The following is a 16,775-nucleotide window of genomic DNA, read 5'->3' as shown; positions in this document are numbered from 1 at the left end:
GCCACACCGATCCGGCCCGGGTGCACGCACACTGGATCGGTGACCACCACGCAGGCCGAGCAACACCCCGTCGTCGAGGCTCCGCCGGGCCGCGCCACCGTTCCGCATCGTGGGCACGGCAGGCTGGCCGAGGTACCGCACATCACCGGGCTGGTCCTTGGCGGCTTCGCGGTGCTGCTGTTCTTGTGGAGTCTCTCGCCCGCGCTGCGCTACCTGACGCAGGTGCCGCGGCGCTATGTGGACACCTATTACTTCGACGCTCCCGACACCAGCCTGGTGTGGGCGGTGGTCGTCGCGCTGCTGGCCGGGGCGATCGCCAGCCGCAAACGCGTCGCGTGGTGGCTGCTGGTGGTGTACCTGCTGCTCTACGCGGTGTCCAACATCCTGGACTTCGTCGCCGACGACGACATCGACGCGCTGGTGGCCTGCATCGTGCACGTCGTCGTCATCGGCATCCTGATCGCGGCGCGCAAGGAGTTCTACACCCAGGTCCGGCCGGGAGCGCTGTGGAAGGCGATCGGCGTGCTGATCGCCGGGCTGGCGCTGGGCTGCCTGATCGGCTGGGGGCTGGTGGAACTCGCGCCCGGCACCCTCCCCGAGGGCGTGCAGCGGCCGCTGTGGGCGGTCTACCGGGTGACCGCGGCGGTGCTGGTGAACAATGAGCACTTCGACGGGCACCCGCGGCCGTGGGTCAACTTCCTGCTCGGCCTGTTCGGCGCGATCGCCCTGCTCGCCGCGGTGGTGGTGCTGCTGCGGTCGCGCCGCGCCGACAACGCGATGACCGGGCTGGACGAGTCGGCGATCCGCGGACTGCTCGCGGCGAGCGATGTCGAGGACTCGCTGGGCTACTTCGCCACCCGCCGCGACAAGGCGGTGGTGTTCGCGCCGAACGGCAAGGCGGCCATCACCTATCGCGTCGAGCTGGGCGTGAGCCTGGCCAGCGGCGATCCGATCGGGCCGAAACAGGCCTGGCCACAAGCCATCCGCGCCTGGCTGGAGGAGGCCGACCGGTTCGGCTGGGCGCCCGCGGTGATGGGCGCGAGCGAGATCGGCGCGACCGCCTACCGCAACGCGGGTCTCGCGGCCCTGCGCCTCGGCGACGAGGCGATCCTCGACACCCGCACCTTCTCGCTGGCCGGGCCGGAGATGAAACAGGTGCGCCAGGCGGCGAACCGGCTGCGCAAGAACGGTTTCGGGGTCCGGGTGCGCAGGCATCGCGACATCCCCGCCGCCGAGTTCGCCGACGTCGTCGCCCGCGCCGACGCCTGGCGCGACACCGAGACCGAACGCGGCTTCTCGATGGCGCTCGGCCGCCTCGGCGACCCGCTCGACGGCGACTGCCTGCTGGTCGAAGCCGTCGACCACGACGATCGGGTGCACGCCATGCTCTCGTTCGTCCCGTGGGGCCGCACCGGTGTCTCGCTGGAACTCATGCGCCGCGACCCGCAGAGCCCCAACGGCGTGATGGAGCTGATGATCTCCCAGCTCGCGCTGAACTCCGACCAGTACGGCATCACCAAGATCTCGCTGAACTTCGCGGTGTTCCGTTCGGTGTTCGAGGAGGGCGGCCGGATCGGCGCCGGCCCGATCCTGCGCGCGTGGCGCGGTGTGCTGCTGTTCTTCTCGCGCTGGTGGCAGCTCGAGGCGCTGTACCGGTCGAACGTGAAGTACCACCCGCGCTGGGTGCCGCGATTCTTCCTGTACGAGGAGCGCAGGCAGCTGCCCCGGGTGGCGACCGCCAGCGGCCTGGCCGAGGGCTTCCTGCCACGCATCGGCAAGGAACCCGACGCGGCCGTGCACACCGGCACGCAGACGGCGGTACCGGCGAGCGTCACCGGCCTGCACGCCGACGGCAGCGCGCCGGACGCGCCGGAGGGCGAGGACGCCGAGCAGGGACCGCGCAGGCCCGAGCAGGTCCGCGTCCGGATGGACAAGCTGGACCGGCTCACCGCCGCCGGCGTCGACTCCTACCCGGTGGCCTACCCGCCGACGCACACCATCGCCGCCGCCCGCGCCTGCCCCAAGGGCACCACGGTGCGGGTGGCGGGCAGGCTGCTGCGCATCCGCGACTACGGCGGGGTGATCTTCGCGGTGGTGCGCGACTGGACCGATGAGATCCAGCTCGTCATCGACCGGGAGCGGGTCGGCGCCGACCGCAGCGCCGAATTCACCGAGTTCTTCGACCTGGGCGATCTCATCGAGGTCAGCGGGCAGCTCGGCACGAGCCGCAGCGGCGAGCTCTCGCTGCTCGCCGCCGACTGGCGGATGAACGGCAAGTGCCTGCATCCGCTGCCCGACAAGTGGCGTGGCCTTGCCGATTCCGAGGCCAAGGTCCGGCAGCGCTACGTCGACATGGCGATCAACCCGGAGACCCGCGAGGTGATGGCCAAGCGCAGCGCGGTACTGCATTCGCTGCGCGACTCGCTGTTCAACTGGGGCTTCCTCGAGGTCGAGACGCCGATCCTGCAGCAGGTGCACGGCGGCGCCAACGCAACCCCGTTCCGCACCCACATCAACGCCTACGACCTCGACCTGTACCTGCGCATCGCGCCCGAGCTGTACCTCAAGCGGCTGTGTGTCGGCGGCATGGAGAAGGTGTTCGAGCTCGGCCGCACCTTCCGCAACGAGGGCGTCGACTTCAGCCACAATCCCGAGTTCACGATCCTGGAAGCCTATGAGGCGCACAGTGATTACCTGCGGATGATGCAGCTGTGCCGACGGCTGATCCAGGACGCGGCGATCGCGGCCAACGGCGCCGAGGTGGCGCTGCGCCCGAACGACGACGGCGGTTTCGACGCCGTCGACATCTCCGGTGAGTGGCGGGTGAAGACGGTGCACGGCGCCGTCTCGGAGGCGATCGGCACCGAGATCACCACCCGCACCGAGCTCGCCCGCCTGCGCGAGCTGTGCGACGAGGCGGGCATCGCCTACCAGCACGGCTGGGACACCGGCCAGGTGGTGCTGGAGATGTACGAGCACCTGGTGGAATCGCAGACCACCGACCCCACCTTCTACCTCGACTTCCCCACCTCGGTCTCACCGCTGACCCGCTCGCACCGCAGCATCGCCGGCGTCACCGAGCGCTGGGACCTGGTCGCCTGGGGCGTCGAATTGGGCACCGCCTACAGCGAGCTCACCGACCCGGTCGAGCAGCGGCGCAGGCTCACCGAACAGTCGATGCTGGCGGCGGGCGGCGATCCGGAGGCGATGGAACTCGACGAGGACTTCCTGCAGGCGCTCGAGCACGCGATGCCGCCCACCGGTGGCCTCGGCATGGGCGTGGACCGGGTGGTCATGTTGATCACCGGCCGCAGCATCCGTGAGACGCTGCCTTTCCCCTTGGTGAAACCGCGCTGATTTCGGGTACACCGTTACTCGTGTAAACGAAACGTGGCCTCGCCGCGATCAACAACTACTCCGGGACGCTCCGCGAGGCTTTCGCACCGAAAGCCACACGCACGGCGCTAGTCTCGGAGTTCCGGCACCGGGAGGATGCCGGGCCAACGACACATCGGGATGGGACTACATGTATCTGGATCTGCTGACCACGGCCGCCCTCGTCGACCCGCACATGCTCACGAGCAGCTTCGACACCCTGGCGAGTTCGGACACGGTCAACACCGCGCTGGAGCTGGCCGCCAAGAAGAAAAAGAAGAGCAGCTCCGGCCTGATCATCGGCGGCATCTGCTGCCTGCTGATCGTCGTGCTCATCATCGGTGGCATCTATCTACTCAAGAACAAGAAGAAGGACAACGGTCAGCCGCCCGCCCAGCCGCCGTACGGCGGTCCCCAGGGTGGTCAGCCGCCGTACGGTCAGCCGCCCTACGGCCAGCCCTGACCTGATCGAGGAACTCGCGGCGATATCCTCGCCCGATGACGAGGCATCCCCGCGAGTCCTCGAACGAACGGCTCGCCCACGGGCTGTCCGCGACCGGCGTCGCGGGCCTGTTCCTGCTGCTGCGCCTGTTCGCGGTCACCGATTACGACTGGAACGCCGCGTTCTCGCTGCTGGGCACGCTCGGGATCGGCGATGTCGCCACCATGGTGGTCGGCACGCTGATGGCCAGCCCGCTGCTCGGCGGGATCGCCCTGTCGGTGTTGTTGCCGGAGGCGGTGATCCATCAGATCCGGCTCGGCAGGCCGAGCTGGACCAACGCGGGCAATCTGACCTGGCTGATCGTGATCGGTGTGTTCACCGGCGCGCTGGTGTGGACCCACCGGGTGTGGTGGGTGCTCGCCGTCGCCGGTGTGCTCGGCCTCGTGCTGTTCGGGCTGCTGCGGGCGGGCAAGCGGAATCCGGAGGGCGCGAGGTTCGCGCACTGGTTCGTCGGCAGTTCCGCGCTGATCGTCACCCTCGCCGCGCTGATCCTGGCCGCGACCGTCCAGGTGCCGTGGGTCTCGCGCGAGCACATCCAGACGAAGAACGGTCTCGTCGACGGCTATGTGATGGAGAATCCGCCCGGCTTCCTGAAGGTGCTGCTCGAGGACGGCCGGGAGATCGTCATCATCGACACCGCCGATGTGACCGGTCGCGAGGAGATCGACCCGGAGCCGTGAGACCGCCCGGCGCGGCGATACGGCAGAGTGTGTGAGCGTGCAGCTCATTCTCGTGCGTCACGCCCAGCCCGAACGCGTCATCGGGGCCACTACCGCCGCCGACCCCGGCCTGACCGACATCGGCGGGCAACAGGCCGACCGCGTCCCCGCCGCGCTCGCCGCCCACGAGATCGCCAGGATCGTCAGCAGCCCCCAGCGCCGGGCCCGCGACACCGCGGCCCCCACCGCCACCGCGCGTGAGCTGCCCGTCGAGATCATCGACGACCTCGCCGAGTACGACCGCGACCTGCCCGCCTACATCCCCATCGAAGACGCCAAGACCGACTTCGCCGACGCCTACGCCCGGATCAAGGCCGGCCTGCTGCCCGAGCAGATCGACGGCCCCGCCTTCACCGCCCGCGTCCTCACCGCGATCGACGGCCTGGTCGCCGCCGCGGCCCCGACCGACACCGTCATCGCCTTCGCCCACGGCGGCGTGGTCAACGTGCTGCTGGCCGACATCCTCGGCCTGGACCGCCCACTGACCTTCCCGATCGACTACTGCTCGGTGACCCGAATCCTGTACTCGCGCACCGGCTCCCGCACCGCGGCCACCATCAACGAAAACGGCCACGTCTGGGACCTACTGCCGGCCCGCCTCTCCGCGAATTCGGCGGGCCGCCCGGGAGCTCGATAGTTCGTAGTCGGGCCGGCGGCAGGCGCGTGTGGGCTGAGAGGCGGCTGGGGAGTTACCCATGTCCGCACCTGATCAGTCGGTTACCGCAGCCTTGACCGAAAAGGGGCCGGGTACGCGACATCCGCGTACCCGGCCCCTGCACCAAAACTTCGAGCCTGCTGGCCGACCCAGCCCCCACGCCCCGACCCCGGAGGGGCAGGCCGCCGACCCGTGCGCGCCAGCGCTCCACAAACGCAACCACCACGCCCCGACCCCGAGGAGGGGCAGGCCGACGAAGTCGGCCGTCGGCGGCCGTCCCGCCGATCAGGCGCCGTGGCGCAAGCGACGAAGGAGCAAGCCACGGTGCCTGACCGGCGGGACACAAGGGGCCGCCGACTCGAGCGCGCCAGCGCTCCAACAACTCCGCCGACTCGAGCGCGCCAGCGCTCCAAAAACTCAAGCCTGCTGAGCGATCCAGTTGTGCATCCAGGTGATGGCGGTCTGGCCGCCGCCTACCGGGTAGCTGCCGTAGAGGGTGTGGGCCTGGGAGCGGTAGAAGCGCTCCAGGTCCTTGGCGCGCTGCTGGTTGGCCGCGTCGGAGAGCTGGGCCTGCAGGGTCGGGACGCCGCCGTGGGCCATCAGGTCGTTGACGATGGCGCCCGCCTCGATCTGGTAGCGCCACAGGTTGGCGGGGTTGGCGTCCGAGCTCTGCGCGAGGAAGCCGGCGAAGCGGGTGACGAAGTCGTCGGTGGCGGTGGCGCAGTACAGGTCGTCGACGGCGCAGATGGTGCGCACGCGGTCGCTGATCCAGCCGAAGCCACCGGGCCGCGCGCCACCGGCGCCCGCGCCCGCGGCGAACGGGCCGACCTGCACATCGGTCGGCGAACGGCGCGGATCGGAGATCAGGCCGACGGCCTTGACCTTGCCCGGCGCGACCGGGCTGACGCCGGTGCCGATTTCGGCGGCGAGGTCGCCCGCCGCGTCGGCGCCCTGGCTGTAGCCGACCAGCGCGATATCGGTGTCGCCGCACGCGGCGAGCTTGGCGGTGATCAGTCCGCGCGCGGCGTCGACCGCCTGCTTCTTGGACTGACCGTAGACGTCGCCTTCCCACGGGAACGCGGTGGCGGCGTAGGTGACGTAGTCGACGTCGGTATTGCGGGGCAGGCCGTTGGTGACGCCGGAGAGCATGCCGGGGCCGGGGGCCTTGTCGTGGCCGGTTTCCCAGGTACCCGGGATCGCGACGACATAGAGACTCGGGCAGCCCGGCGCCGCCGCCGCACTCGTGCTGCCGACCATGATGCCGGTGGTCATCGCCGCGGCCGCGCCCAGCGCCGCGACAACCTTCTTCAACTGCATACCGCTCCAGTCCAACCTTGCTCGATGCAGAGCAATCCCCGATAAGTCCCTGTCAAGATGGGTGAACCCGGCAATTGTCCATGCTGTGCCTCACCCAGACCTCGCCGCGAATCACAATAGGCGGGCGAGCGCGCTGATGCCACACGACGACTCGTCCTTGTCCGATTTCCGACAGTCGACTTCGACACAGGGGTGCGCGGGATGTCGGCGGCCACTTCGAGTCGCCGACATATTCATCCGCCGTTGGGGTAACTCACACCTCCAGGTCTTCCTCGATGCCCTTGAGGCGGTGGCGGGCCAGGGCCAGATTGGATCGGCCGCGATCGAGCGCGAGGTAGAGGAACAGGCCCTTGGACTTGCGGCCGGTCATCGGGCGGATGACGTGGTACTGGCCGCCGAGGGTGATGAGCACGTCCTCGATCTCCTCGTTGAGGCCGAGCTGTTCGATGGTGCGCATCTTCGCGCGGATCACCTCGGTATTGCCCGCCGCGGCCACCTGCAAATCGAGCGACTTACTGCTGCTGAGCATTCCGAGCGCCATACCGCTGCTGTAGTCGACGACGGCGGCGCCTATCGCGCCGTCGATCACCATCATGTCCTTCAGTGCCAGGTCCATGTTCGACATGTCGTGCCTTTCAATCGGTTTCTTCCTCGGATTGCGCCGCCGCCAGATGTTCGGCGATAGCGCGCGCCACCGGCCGCGACTCCAGGTGGAGCCGGCCGACGTTCACTTCCGGGCCCGCGAGCACGGTCAGCGAGGTGTAACCGGCGGCGTAGATCACCACCTGCCCCTCGGTGCCGAGCACGACGACCTCGTTGAACCCGCCGCCGTGCGCCGTGGTCGCGAGCCGATACGACAGCGACAACTGCGCGGCCGCCATCGCGGCCATGCCGGTGGGTTCGATGTGCGGGGGTAGGTCGTGTTCGATCAGCAGCCCGTCACTGGAGGCCACCACCGAACCGGTCAGGCGGGGGACGCGCTCCCGCAACGACTTCAGTTCGGCCAGCACGGCCGTATTCCGTTCGGGTACCGGCATCGTCACCTTCGTCCTTCCCCTCCATTCACCGAGCAGTTTCTTCCGCACGGTCACGCAAGCTCCTCCAACGCCGCCCTGAGCCGGATGAGTACCTCGCGGTCGACCTGTCGCCAGCGCTCGGGTTCGTACGGTGCTGCACCGGTTCGGTTTCCGCGATGCCGGGCGGTTGCGGTCGCTTCCTCGTCGACCGCGTGCCGACCGGTTCGCTCGCCCGTCCCCGCGTGCACCGGGCGGGGTGGACGAGCCGTTCCCCCGCCACCGAGCGCGGGCGGGACCCGCTTCGGTAGCGCGGGCACGCCTGTGATCGGCGCCTCCGGTGCCGAATGCCGGTGGCGCCCGGTGTCTTCGACGGGCGCGGGCGCAAGGGCGAGGTGCCGCCCGGCCGGCGACGACTGCCGGACGTCGGGGGCACGCTCGGGCGCCTCGGCCGCCGCGAGATCGGGTTCCTGGATCAGCCCCGCGGTGGTGAGGTCGCGCACGGCGACCAGGCAGCCGTAGGTGGTCCGGCCCAGGTCGCGGGCGATCTCGGCGATGCTGCGCCGCTCGTCGGCGGCGGCGAGCACCTCGGCCTGGCCGCCGGTGAGCACCACGCGATGGCGGCGCGCCCGGCGCGCGGGGATCACCGGCACCGCGCCGACCAGGTCGGCGGGCCACGGACCCCACTCCGAGTCACTGCGCCGGGCGCATTCGTGCAGGAGCGTGTGGGGCGCCACCCGGCACACGGGGGCGAGCCAATGTTCGGGCGCGGGCAGGAATTCCGGCTCTGCGGCGGAGGCGAGCAGGAAGAAGGCGGCGTCGAACACCGACAGCAGCGCCAGGGTTTCCAATCGCGGCCGATGCAGTAACGGGCCGGGATCGCCCGCGCCCGCCCGGCGCCAGTCCTCGGCGGTGGCCACGCCCGCCTCGACCACCAGCCGGTCCAAGCCGATCGTGCGCCTGCACCCGGCCGAGGCGATCGCGCCGCGCGCCAGATGGAATTCACCGTCGCCGGCCCGCAATACGCCGGTCGAACCCTGTTCCTCGAGCCGGTGCAATTCCTCGGCGAGAGCCGAGCTCATCGATCGCCGCCCGTCAGTTCTTCGAGCGCGCCACGGAGCTGATACCTGGCCATGCCGAGATTGCCGGTGTCACCGTCGAAGACGACGTGCACGAACAGCCTGCCGTCGAAATCGCCCTCGATCAGGTGCAACAGGTGGAAGCCGCCGGTGCGGCAGACGACGATCTCGGTGATGTCGTCGTCGGTGCGTCCGGTCGCCAGCGCCGAACAGCCGAGCGCGGCCCGCACCACATCCGTGGTGCCCGCCGCATCCTCGTGTTCGTCGACGAGGTCGTGCACTCCAGCGGCGGCGATCGCCAAACCGCTGGCCCCATCCACCAGTGTCACGCTGCACGCACCGGGAATATCCATGATGCGTTCAAGGCAGCCGTCGAGAGAATTCACACGCCCTGGCCTGTCATCGAGAGGTTATCGGAACGTGACGCTATACCTCCCGGCAAATTCCCGCATGTCGAACGCCGGAAAATTGCTGTGGCCCATAATGTTTGCTGAGGGTTGCTGGAAAACCGCTCGGTATCAATACTTTTGGGTAACTTCACGCCGATTCGCTGCCGGGCCGATAAACCCGGTGCTCAACCGCTATTTGCCGCCCGGCGACCATCTCGCGAACATCACGAACAGAACGCGACGAATCCACGAACCGCACCCGGTTCGCTCGCGGGATCCCGCGACACGCCGATCAGCCCGCCGCGCGGCGGTACCAGGATTCGGCCTCGCGATGCGCGCCCTGGGATTCCAGGAGCGCGGCGAGGTTGGCCATAGCGCGCGGGTGGCCGAGATCGGCGGCGCGGCGGAAGCAGCGACGGGCCTCGGTGAGAGCACCGCGGTGCCGCAGCAGCATGCCGAGATTGTTGACGGCGTCGATGTCGCCGTTGTCGGCGGCGTCGCGGTACCAGGCCTCGGCGTCGTCGAGGCGGTCCTGGTCCTCGCACAGGCGGGCGAGGTTGTACATCGCGTCGACATTGCCTGCGAAAGCAGCGTGGTGGTACCAGGTTTCGGCGCCACGCCGGTCACCGCACTGGTAGAGCAGGGTGGCCAGGTTGTACATGGCGTTGACGTTGCCCGCCGCCGCGGCCCGCCGGTACCACGACTCCGCCTCGTCGAACTCGCCGAGCTTGTCCAGCAGCACGGCCAGGTTGTTCATCGCGCGGGTGTGGCCGGCGGCGGCCGCCCGGCGGAACCAGTGCTCGGCGGCGTCGAAATCGCTGTGGTCGTAGTAGATGTTGGCGAGATTGTGCATGGCGGTACCGTCACCGCGCTCCGCGGCGCGATGCAGGCTCGCCATCGTTCCCGGCGGTAACGGCACAGCTCCCCCTCGGATCATCACCGGTTACACATCGATAACGGAAGTGTATGTGCTGCACCGGAGATCAGCCACGTCGTTTGCTCGGGTACCGAACTCCTTGTGGGCGAACGGCGTTCAGTCCCCTACGCATACCCTCGGCAAACAACGAAGGCGCCCGCGGACTCTCGAAGTCCGCGGGCGCCTTGGTGGTTCGTGCGTCAGCGCTGAGCGACAGCGGTCGGCGGGATCGGCGCGGGCAGCGCGGTCTCGCCTTCCAGGAACTTGTCCACCGCGGACGCCGCGGCGCGGCCCTCGGCGATCGCCCACACGATGAGCGACTGGCCACGGCCCATATCGCCGGCGACGAAGACGCCGGGGATGTTGGTGGCCCAGTTCTTGTCCCGCTGCACGTTGCCGCGGCCGTCGTAGCCGACGCCGAGGTCGGTCAGCAGGCCCGGCTTCTGCGGGCCGACGAAGCCCATGGCCAGCAGCACCAGGTCGGCCTCGAGGGTGAAGTCGGTGCCTTCGACCTTCTCGAACCGGCCGTTGGCCATCTTGACCTCGTGCGCCTCGAGACCGGTGACCTTGCCGTCCTTACCGACGAAACGCTCGGTGTTCACGGAGAACACGCGCTCGCCGCCCTCCTCGTGCGCCGAGGAGACCCGGTACATGAGGGGGTAGGTCGGCCACGGGGTGGAACCGGCGCGCTCCTCCGGCGGACGCGGCATGATCTCGAACTGGTGGACCGACTCGGCACCGTGGCGGTGCGAGGTGCCCAGGCAGTCGGCGCCGGTGTCGCCACCACCGATGATGACGACCTTCTTGCCCTTCGCGTGGATGGGCGGCAGGCCGTTCTCGTCGGTGATGTCGTCGCCGAGCTGGACGCGGTTGGACAGCGGCAGGAACTCCATCGCCTGGTGGATGCCGTCGAGCTCGCGGCCCGGGATCGGCAGGTCACGGGCGATGGTGGCGCCACCGGCGAGCACGATCGCGTCGAAACGCTCCCGCAGCTCCTCGGCGGTGATGTCGACACCGACGTTGACGCCCGCCTTGAAGATGGTGCCTTCGGCTTCCATCTGCGCGAGGCGACGGTCGATGACCGACTTCTCCATCTTGAATTCCGGGATGCCGTAGCGCATCAGGCCGCCGATGCGGTCATCGCGCTCGAACACGGTCACGGTGTGGCCGGCCCTGGTCAGCTGCTGGGCGGCGGCCAGACCGGCCGGGCCCGAACCGACGACGGCGACCTTCTTGCCGGTCAGGCGGGTCGGGTACACCGGGGTGACCCAGCCCTCGTCGAAGGCGTTCTCGATGAGCTCGACCTCGACCTGCTTGATGGTGACCGGCTGCTGGTTGATGCCGAGCACGCAGGACGCCTCACACGGAGCCGGGCACAGGCGGCCGGTGAACTCCGGGAAGTTGTTCGTGGCGTGCAGGCGGTCGATGCCCTCGCGCCAGGCACCCTTGTACACCAGGTCGTTCCACTCGGGGATCAGGTTCCCCAGCGGACAGCCGTTGTGGCAGAAGGGGATACCGCAGTCCATGCAGCGGCTGGCCTGCTTCTGCAGGGTGTCGTGCGAGAACTTGTCCTCGTAGACCTCTTTCCAGTCGAGCAGTCGCAGCTCGACCGGACGACGGGTCGGGAGTTCCCGCGAGGTGTGCTTCAAAAATCCCTGTGGGTCAGCCACGAGCCGCCCCCGAGTGATTCCAGCGCTTCGTCCACGTCATCTTCAAAACTCCTTGGCTACCCACGAGCGGCCTCCATGATCGCTTCGTCCACGTCCTTGCCGCTCTTCTCAGCTTCGGAGATGGCGAGCAAAACCTTCTTGTATTCGCGGGGCATGACCTTCACGAAGTGGTTCACCTGCTGGGACCAGTCGCTCAGGATGCGTTCGGCGACAGCCGAACCCGTTTCGTCGCGGTGGGTGGTGATGATGTCGCGCAGCCAGGTGAAGTCGTCACCGGAGAGCTGCTCGATCGCCTCGGCCTGATCCGGGTTGACGCGCGCGGGGAACGTGCCCTCCGGGTCGTAGACGAACGCGACACCACCGGACATACCGGCGCCGAAGTTGCGGCCGGTCGCACCGAGGATGACCACCCGGCCACCGGTCATGTACTCGAGCGCGTGGTCGCCCACACCCTCGACGACCGCGGTGGCGCCGGAGTTGCGCACGGCGAACCGCTCACCCGCGACACCGTTGATCAGGATCCGGCCGCTGGTCGCGCCGAACATGATCACGTTGCCCGCGATGATGTTGTCCTCGGCCACGAACGACTCCGGCGCGTTGAGCGCGGGACGGACCACGATGTGGCCACCCGAGAGACCCTTGCCGACGTAGTCGTTGGCGTCACCCTGCACGCGCAGCGTGATGCCGGCCGGGACGAACGCGCCGAAGCTGTTGCCCGCCGAACCGTTGAAGGTGATGTCGATGGTGTTGTCGGGCAGGCCCGCGCCACCGTAGAGCTTGGTCACCTCGTGGCCGAGCATGGTGCCGACCGTGCGGTTCACGTTGGTGATCTTGGTTTCGATCTTGACCGCCTGGCCACGCTCGAGCGCGTCGACGCTCTGCGCGATCAGCTCGTTGTCCAGCGCCTTGTCCAGACCGTGGTCCTGGGTGCCGGTGCAGCGGGTGTCCTGGTTCATGAACGCCGTCTCCGGCATGTCCAGGATCGGCGACAGGTCCAGCTTGGCGGCCTTGAAGTGCGCCTTGGCCTTGCTGGTGTCGAGCAGGTCGACGCGGCCGATGGCCTCGTCGAGCGTGCGGAAGCCCAGCTCGGCGAGCAGCTCACGCACCTCCTCGGCGATGAACAGCATGAAGTTCTCGACGAACTCCGGCTTGCCGGAGAAGCGCTCGCGCAGCACCGGGTTCTGGGTCGCGATGCCGACCGGGCAGGTGTCGAGGTGGCACACGCGCATCATGATGCAGCCCGAGACGACCAGCGGAGCGGTCGCGAAACCGAACTCCTCGGCGCCGAGCAGGGCGGCGATCATCACGTCGCGGCCGGTCTTCATCTGACCGTCGACCTGGACCACGATGCGGTCACGCAGGCCGTTGAGCAGCAGGGTCTGCTGGGTCTCGGCCAGGCCGAGCTCCCAGGGGCCACCCGCGTGCTTGAGCGAGGTGAGCGGCGAGGCGCCGGTGCCGCCGTCGTGGCCCGAGATGAGCACGACGTCGGCGTGCGCCTTGGACACACCGGTGGCGACGGTGCCGACACCCGGCTCCGCGACAAGTTTCACGTGAATCCGCGCCTGCGGGTTCGCGTTCTTCAGATCGTGGATCAGCTGCGCCAGGTCCTCGATCGAGTAGATGTCGTGGTGCGGCGGCGGGGAGATCAGGCCGACGCCCGGCGTGGAGTGCCGCACCTCGGCGACCCACGGGTACACCTTGTGCGCGGGCAGCTGGCCGCCCTCGCCCGGCTTGGCGCCCTGGGCCATCTTGATCTGGATGTCGGTGGCGTTGGTCAGGTAGTGCGCGGTGACGCCGAAGCGGCCCGACGCGACCTGCTTGATCGCCGAACGACGCCAGTCGCCGTTCTCCTCGACCTCGAAGCGGGCCGGGCTCTCGCCGCCCTCACCGGAGTTCGAGCGGGCGCCGAGACGGTTCATCGCGATCGCCAGGGTCTCGTGCGACTCGGCCGAGATGGAGCCGTAGCTCATCGCGCCGGTCGAGAACCGCTTGACGATCTCGGCGGCCGACTCGACCTCGTCGATCGAGATGGGCTCGCGCTGGCCGGTCTTGAACTTGAACAGGCCGCGCAGCGCCGCCAGCCGCTCGGACTGGTCGTCGACCAGCTTGGTGTACTCCTTGAAGATCGAGTACTGACCGCTGCGGGTCGCGTGCTGCAGCTTGAACACTGTGTCCGGGTTGAACAGGTGGTACTCGCCCTCACGGCGCCACTGGTACTCGCCGCCGACCTCGAGCTCGCGGTGCGCGCGCTCGTTGCGGTTCTCCAGGAACGCGGTGCGGTGGCGGATGGCCACCTCTTCGGCGATCTCGTCCAGGCCGATGCCGCCCAGCGGCGAGCGCAGGCCGGTGAAGTACTCGTCGACCAGGTCCTGCGCCAGGCCGATGACCTGGTACAGCTGGGCGCCGTTGTAGGAGGCCAGGGTGGAGATGCCCATCTTGGACATCACCTTGAGCACGCCGTTGCTGGCCGCGGTGCAGTAGTTCGCGACGGCCTTGCGGAAGTCGGCGGCCAGGTCACCGGTCGAGCCGGGGACCTGCAGCGAGCCGCGCTCGAGCATGTCCTCGATGGTCTCGAAAGCCATGTACGGGTTGATCGCGGCGGCGCCGAAACCGACCAGCATCGCCATGTGGTGCACCTCGCGGGCGTCACCGGCCTCGACGACCAGGCCGACCATGGTGCGGGTGCGCTCGCGCACCAGGTGGTGGTGCACCGAGGAGGTGAGCAGCAGCGACGGGATCGGCGCCAGCTTCTCGTTGGACTCGCGGTCGGACAGCACGATGATCCGCGCGCCGCCGTCGATGGCCGCCGACACCTGGGTGTTGATCGCGGCCAGGGCCTTGCGCATGCCCTCGCCGCCCTTGGCGACCGGGTACAGACCGCGCACGACCACCGAGCGAAGCTCGGGGTGGCTGCCGTCGTCGTTGATGTGGACCAGCTTGGCCAGCTCGTCGTTGTCGAGGATCGGCTGCTCGAGCGCGATCTGCTTGCACGACTCGGGGCCGGGGTGCAGCAGGTCGGCCTCGGGGCCGATGTTGCGCTTGAGGCTGGTGACGACCTTCTCCCGGATAGCGTCCAGCGGCGGGTTGGTGACCTGCGCGAACAGCTGGGAGAAGTAGTCGAACAGCAGGCGCGACCGGTTCGACAGCACCGCGATCGGGGTGTCGGTACCCATCGAGCCCAGTGCCTCGCCGCCGGTCTTGGCCATCGGCGTGATCAGCAGGTTCAGGTCCTCGGTGGTGTAACCGAAGATCTGCTGACGGATCAGCACGCGGTCGTGCGACATGTGCACGTGCGGGCGGTCGGGCAGGTCGGCAAGGCGGCTCACGCCGGCGTCGAGCCACTCCTGGTACGGCTGCGCGGCGGCCAGCTCGGACTTGAGCTCGTCGTCGGTGACGATGCGGCCAGCCTCGGTGTCGACCAGGAACATCTTGCCCGGCTGCAGGCGGATCTTCTGGACCACGGTGGAGGGGTCGATGTCGAGGACGCCGACCTCGGAGGCGAGCACGACCAGGCCGTCCTCGGTCACCCAGATGCGACCGGGGCGCAGGCCGTTGCGGTCGAGCACGGCACCGATCTTCTTGCCGTCGGAGAAGCAGACGGCGGCGGGGCCGTCCCAGGGCTCCATCAGCATCGAGTGGTACTCGTAGAACGCCCGGCGCTGCGGGTCCATGTTCTCGTTGCGTTCCCAGGCCTCGGGAATCATCATCAGGATCGCGTGGTGCAGGTCGCGACCACCGAGGTGCAGCAGTTCCAGCACCTCGTCGAAGCGCGCGGTGTCACTGGCCCCCGGCGTACAGACGGGGAAGATCTTCTGCAGGCGGTTCTTGCCCGCCTCGTCCTTGCCGAACACGTCCGAACGCAGCAGCGCCTCACGCGCGCGCATCCAGTTCTCGTTACCGGTGACGGTGTTGATCTCACCGTTGTGGGCGACCCGGCGGAACGGGTGCGCCAGCGGCCACGAGGGGAAGGTGTTGGTGGAGAAGCGCGAGTGCACGATGCCGATGGCCGACTCGACGCGCTCGTCCTGCAGGTCCAGGTAGAACGCGCGCAGCTGCGGCGTGGTGAACATGCCCTTGTAGATGAAGGTCTCGCCGGACAGGCTCGGGAAGTACACCGATTCCTTGCCGACGGTGCCCTCACCGGGGCCTGCCTTGCCGAGCTCGTGCTCGATCCGCTTGCGGATGACGTAGGCGCGACGCTCCAGGTCCATGCCGGAGAGCTGCTCGGCGGAGTTCTTGGGCGAGCCGATGAAGATCTGCCGGAAGGTCGGCATGGCATCGCGGGCCAGGGCGCCCAGCGACGACTCGTCGATCGGCACCTCGCGCCAGCCGAGCACGGCCATGCCCTCTTCGGTGACGATCTTGTCCACGCCGTAGGCGGCACGCGCGGCTTCACGACGGGCCTGGGGCAGGAAGGCGATGCCGGTCGCGTAGGAGCCGACCGGAGGCAACTCGAAGTCGACGATCGCGCGGAAGAACTTGTCCGGAAGCTGGATCAGGATGCCCGCGCCGTCGCCGGAGTTCGGCTCCGCGCCCGCGGCACCGCGGTGTTCCAGGTTCAGCAGGGCCGTGATGGCCTTGTCGACGATGTCTCGACTGCGTCGTCCGTGCATGTCGGCGACGAATGCGACGCCGCAGGCGTCGTGCTCGAATGCCGGATCGTAGAGCCCGGTGGCACCGGGTGACCTGTGGCCAGGAAGTTGCGTCATGCCTCTGCCTTCAAGAAAGTCGGCTGTCGATGAATCGGCCGCCCGTTGAGTTGGGCCCTTCGTCGTTTCGCCTCCGTCAAGACTGCGTCCGTACGATCCGAAACCAGCGACGATGATGGTTTGCGGCGTGCAGTCACGTCTCCAGTTGTCCACCCGCTTCGTTGACGTAGTGGGTGCTCAGAGGTAACGGAACGCTTACACATCCCTTACCTCCGCGCGGGGGTTCACCCGCTACTCTTGGCCCGGTTTCACCGGACCTCGAAACAGGTGGTTGTGCCGAACAGGGTGCGTTCGGCGTAAGAGCAAACGATAAGTCAGACCGCAGACCCAACCAACTAAGGTCGTACTAAGAAACCTGTCTAGCTGGGGTTTGTAACGGCGGCATGCTTCGTCGCGCGCGTCGTCCAGTGTAAAGCAGAGCGGGGGCCGGA

General features: G+C 68.5%; 12 protein-coding genes. 4 read left to right on the top strand and 8 right to left on the bottom strand.

What is annotated here, in order from left to right:
- Positions 1–39: 39 nt before the first annotated feature.
- From lysX to NV348_RS16545, 4 genes are all read left to right on the top strand, one after another.
- Entirely contained in the window at positions 40–3,357 is a 3,318-nt protein-coding gene (gene lysX / locus NV348_RS16560; RefSeq protein WP_447147681.1) for a bifunctional lysylphosphatidylglycerol synthetase/lysine--tRNA ligase LysX, read from the top strand.
- Between the two features lie 169 nt (positions 3,358–3,526).
- Positions 3,527–3,838: a hypothetical protein gene (locus tag NV348_RS16555; protein WP_447147680.1), complete on the top strand. Its 312-nt coding sequence runs from the start codon at positions 3,527–3,529 to the stop codon at positions 3,836–3,838.
- Between the two features lie 35 nt (positions 3,839–3,873).
- Complete coding sequence (locus tag NV348_RS16550; protein WP_447147679.1) at positions 3,874–4,557, top strand: hypothetical protein; 684 nt, start codon at positions 3,874–3,876, stop codon at positions 4,555–4,557.
- A gap of 37 nt (positions 4,558–4,594) precedes the next feature.
- On the top strand, positions 4,595–5,233 hold the full coding sequence (locus NV348_RS16545; RefSeq protein ID WP_447147678.1) for a histidine phosphatase family protein: 639 nt from the start codon (positions 4,595–4,597) through the stop codon (positions 5,231–5,233).
- 435 nt (positions 5,234–5,668) lie between these two features.
- Here NV348_RS16545 and NV348_RS16540 read toward each other — a convergent pair whose 3' ends face one another.
- The 8 genes from NV348_RS16540 to gltB all read right to left on the bottom strand — a co-directional run bounded on the left by NV348_RS16540 (position 5,669) and on the right by gltB (position 16,344).
- A complete protein-coding gene (locus tag NV348_RS16540; RefSeq protein WP_447147677.1) occupies positions 5,669–6,568 on the bottom strand; it encodes a cutinase family protein in 900 nt (299 codons plus the stop codon).
- Between the two features lie 253 nt (positions 6,569–6,821).
- Positions 6,822–7,193 carry a hypothetical protein gene (locus NV348_RS16535; protein WP_447147676.1) on the bottom strand — a complete coding sequence of 124 codons (372 nt, stop codon included), beginning with the start codon at positions 7,191–7,193 and terminating at the stop codon, positions 6,822–6,824.
- Between the two features lie 10 nt (positions 7,194–7,203).
- Positions 7,204–7,659: a roadblock/LC7 domain-containing protein gene (locus NV348_RS16530; protein ID WP_447147675.1), complete on the bottom strand. Its 456-nt coding sequence runs from the start codon at positions 7,657–7,659 to the stop codon at positions 7,204–7,206.
- Complete coding sequence (locus tag NV348_RS16525) at positions 7,656–8,663, bottom strand: hypothetical protein (protein WP_447147674.1); 1,008 nt, start codon at positions 8,661–8,663, stop codon at positions 7,656–7,658. The genes NV348_RS16530 and NV348_RS16525 overlap by 4 nt, the downstream gene beginning before the upstream one ends.
- Positions 8,660–8,980 (bottom strand): hypothetical protein, encoded by a 321-nt coding sequence (locus NV348_RS16520; protein WP_447147673.1) that lies wholly within the window; start codon positions 8,978–8,980, stop codon positions 8,660–8,662. Before NV348_RS16520 ends, NV348_RS16525 begins: the two co-directional genes overlap by 4 nt.
- 361 nt (positions 8,981–9,341) lie before the next feature.
- Positions 9,342–9,947: a tetratricopeptide repeat protein gene (locus NV348_RS16515; RefSeq protein WP_218716106.1), complete on the bottom strand. Its 606-nt coding sequence runs from the start codon at positions 9,945–9,947 to the stop codon at positions 9,342–9,344.
- Positions 9,948–10,165: 218 nt separating this feature from the next.
- Complete coding sequence (locus tag NV348_RS16510; RefSeq protein WP_447147672.1) at positions 10,166–11,635, bottom strand: glutamate synthase subunit beta; 1,470 nt, start codon at positions 11,633–11,635, stop codon at positions 10,166–10,168.
- 56 nt (positions 11,636–11,691) lie between these two features.
- Positions 11,692–16,344, bottom strand: coding sequence for a glutamate synthase large subunit (gltB, locus tag NV348_RS16505; protein ID WP_447147671.1), 4,653 nt, complete (start codon positions 16,342–16,344; stop codon positions 11,692–11,694).
- Positions 16,345–16,775 lie beyond the last annotated feature (431 nt).

The sequence above is a fragment of the Nocardia fodinahabitans genome (genome assembly GCF_052983615.1).
The sequence above is the reverse complement of the archived record's forward strand: the minus strand, read 5'-3'. Positions and strand labels throughout refer to the sequence as shown.

Bases quoted from the DNA above. Each gene is read 5' to 3' on its own strand.
- NV348_RS16535 (WP_447147676.1), bottom strand. From the start codon at position 7,193: ATGTCGAACATGGACCTGGCACTGAAGGACATGATGGTGATCGACGGC.
- NV348_RS16525 (WP_447147674.1), bottom strand. From the start codon at position 8,663: ATGAGCTCGGCTCTCGCCGAGGAATTGCACCGGCTCGAGGAACAGGGT.
- NV348_RS16555 (WP_447147680.1), top strand. From the start codon at position 3,527: ATGTATCTGGATCTGCTGACCACGGCCGCCCTCGTCGACCCGCACATG.
- NV348_RS16515 (WP_218716106.1), bottom strand. From the start codon at position 9,947: ATGGCGAGCCTGCATCGCGCCGCGGAGCGCGGTGACGGTACCGCCATG.
- NV348_RS16550 (WP_447147679.1), top strand. From the start codon at position 3,874: ATGACGAGGCATCCCCGCGAGTCCTCGAACGAACGGCTCGCCCACGGG.
- gltB (WP_447147671.1), bottom strand. From the start codon at position 16,344: ATGACGCAACTTCCTGGCCACAGGTCACCCGGTGCCACCGGGCTCTAC.
- NV348_RS16540 (WP_447147677.1), bottom strand. From the start codon at position 6,568: ATGCAGTTGAAGAAGGTTGTCGCGGCGCTGGGCGCGGCCGCGGCGATG.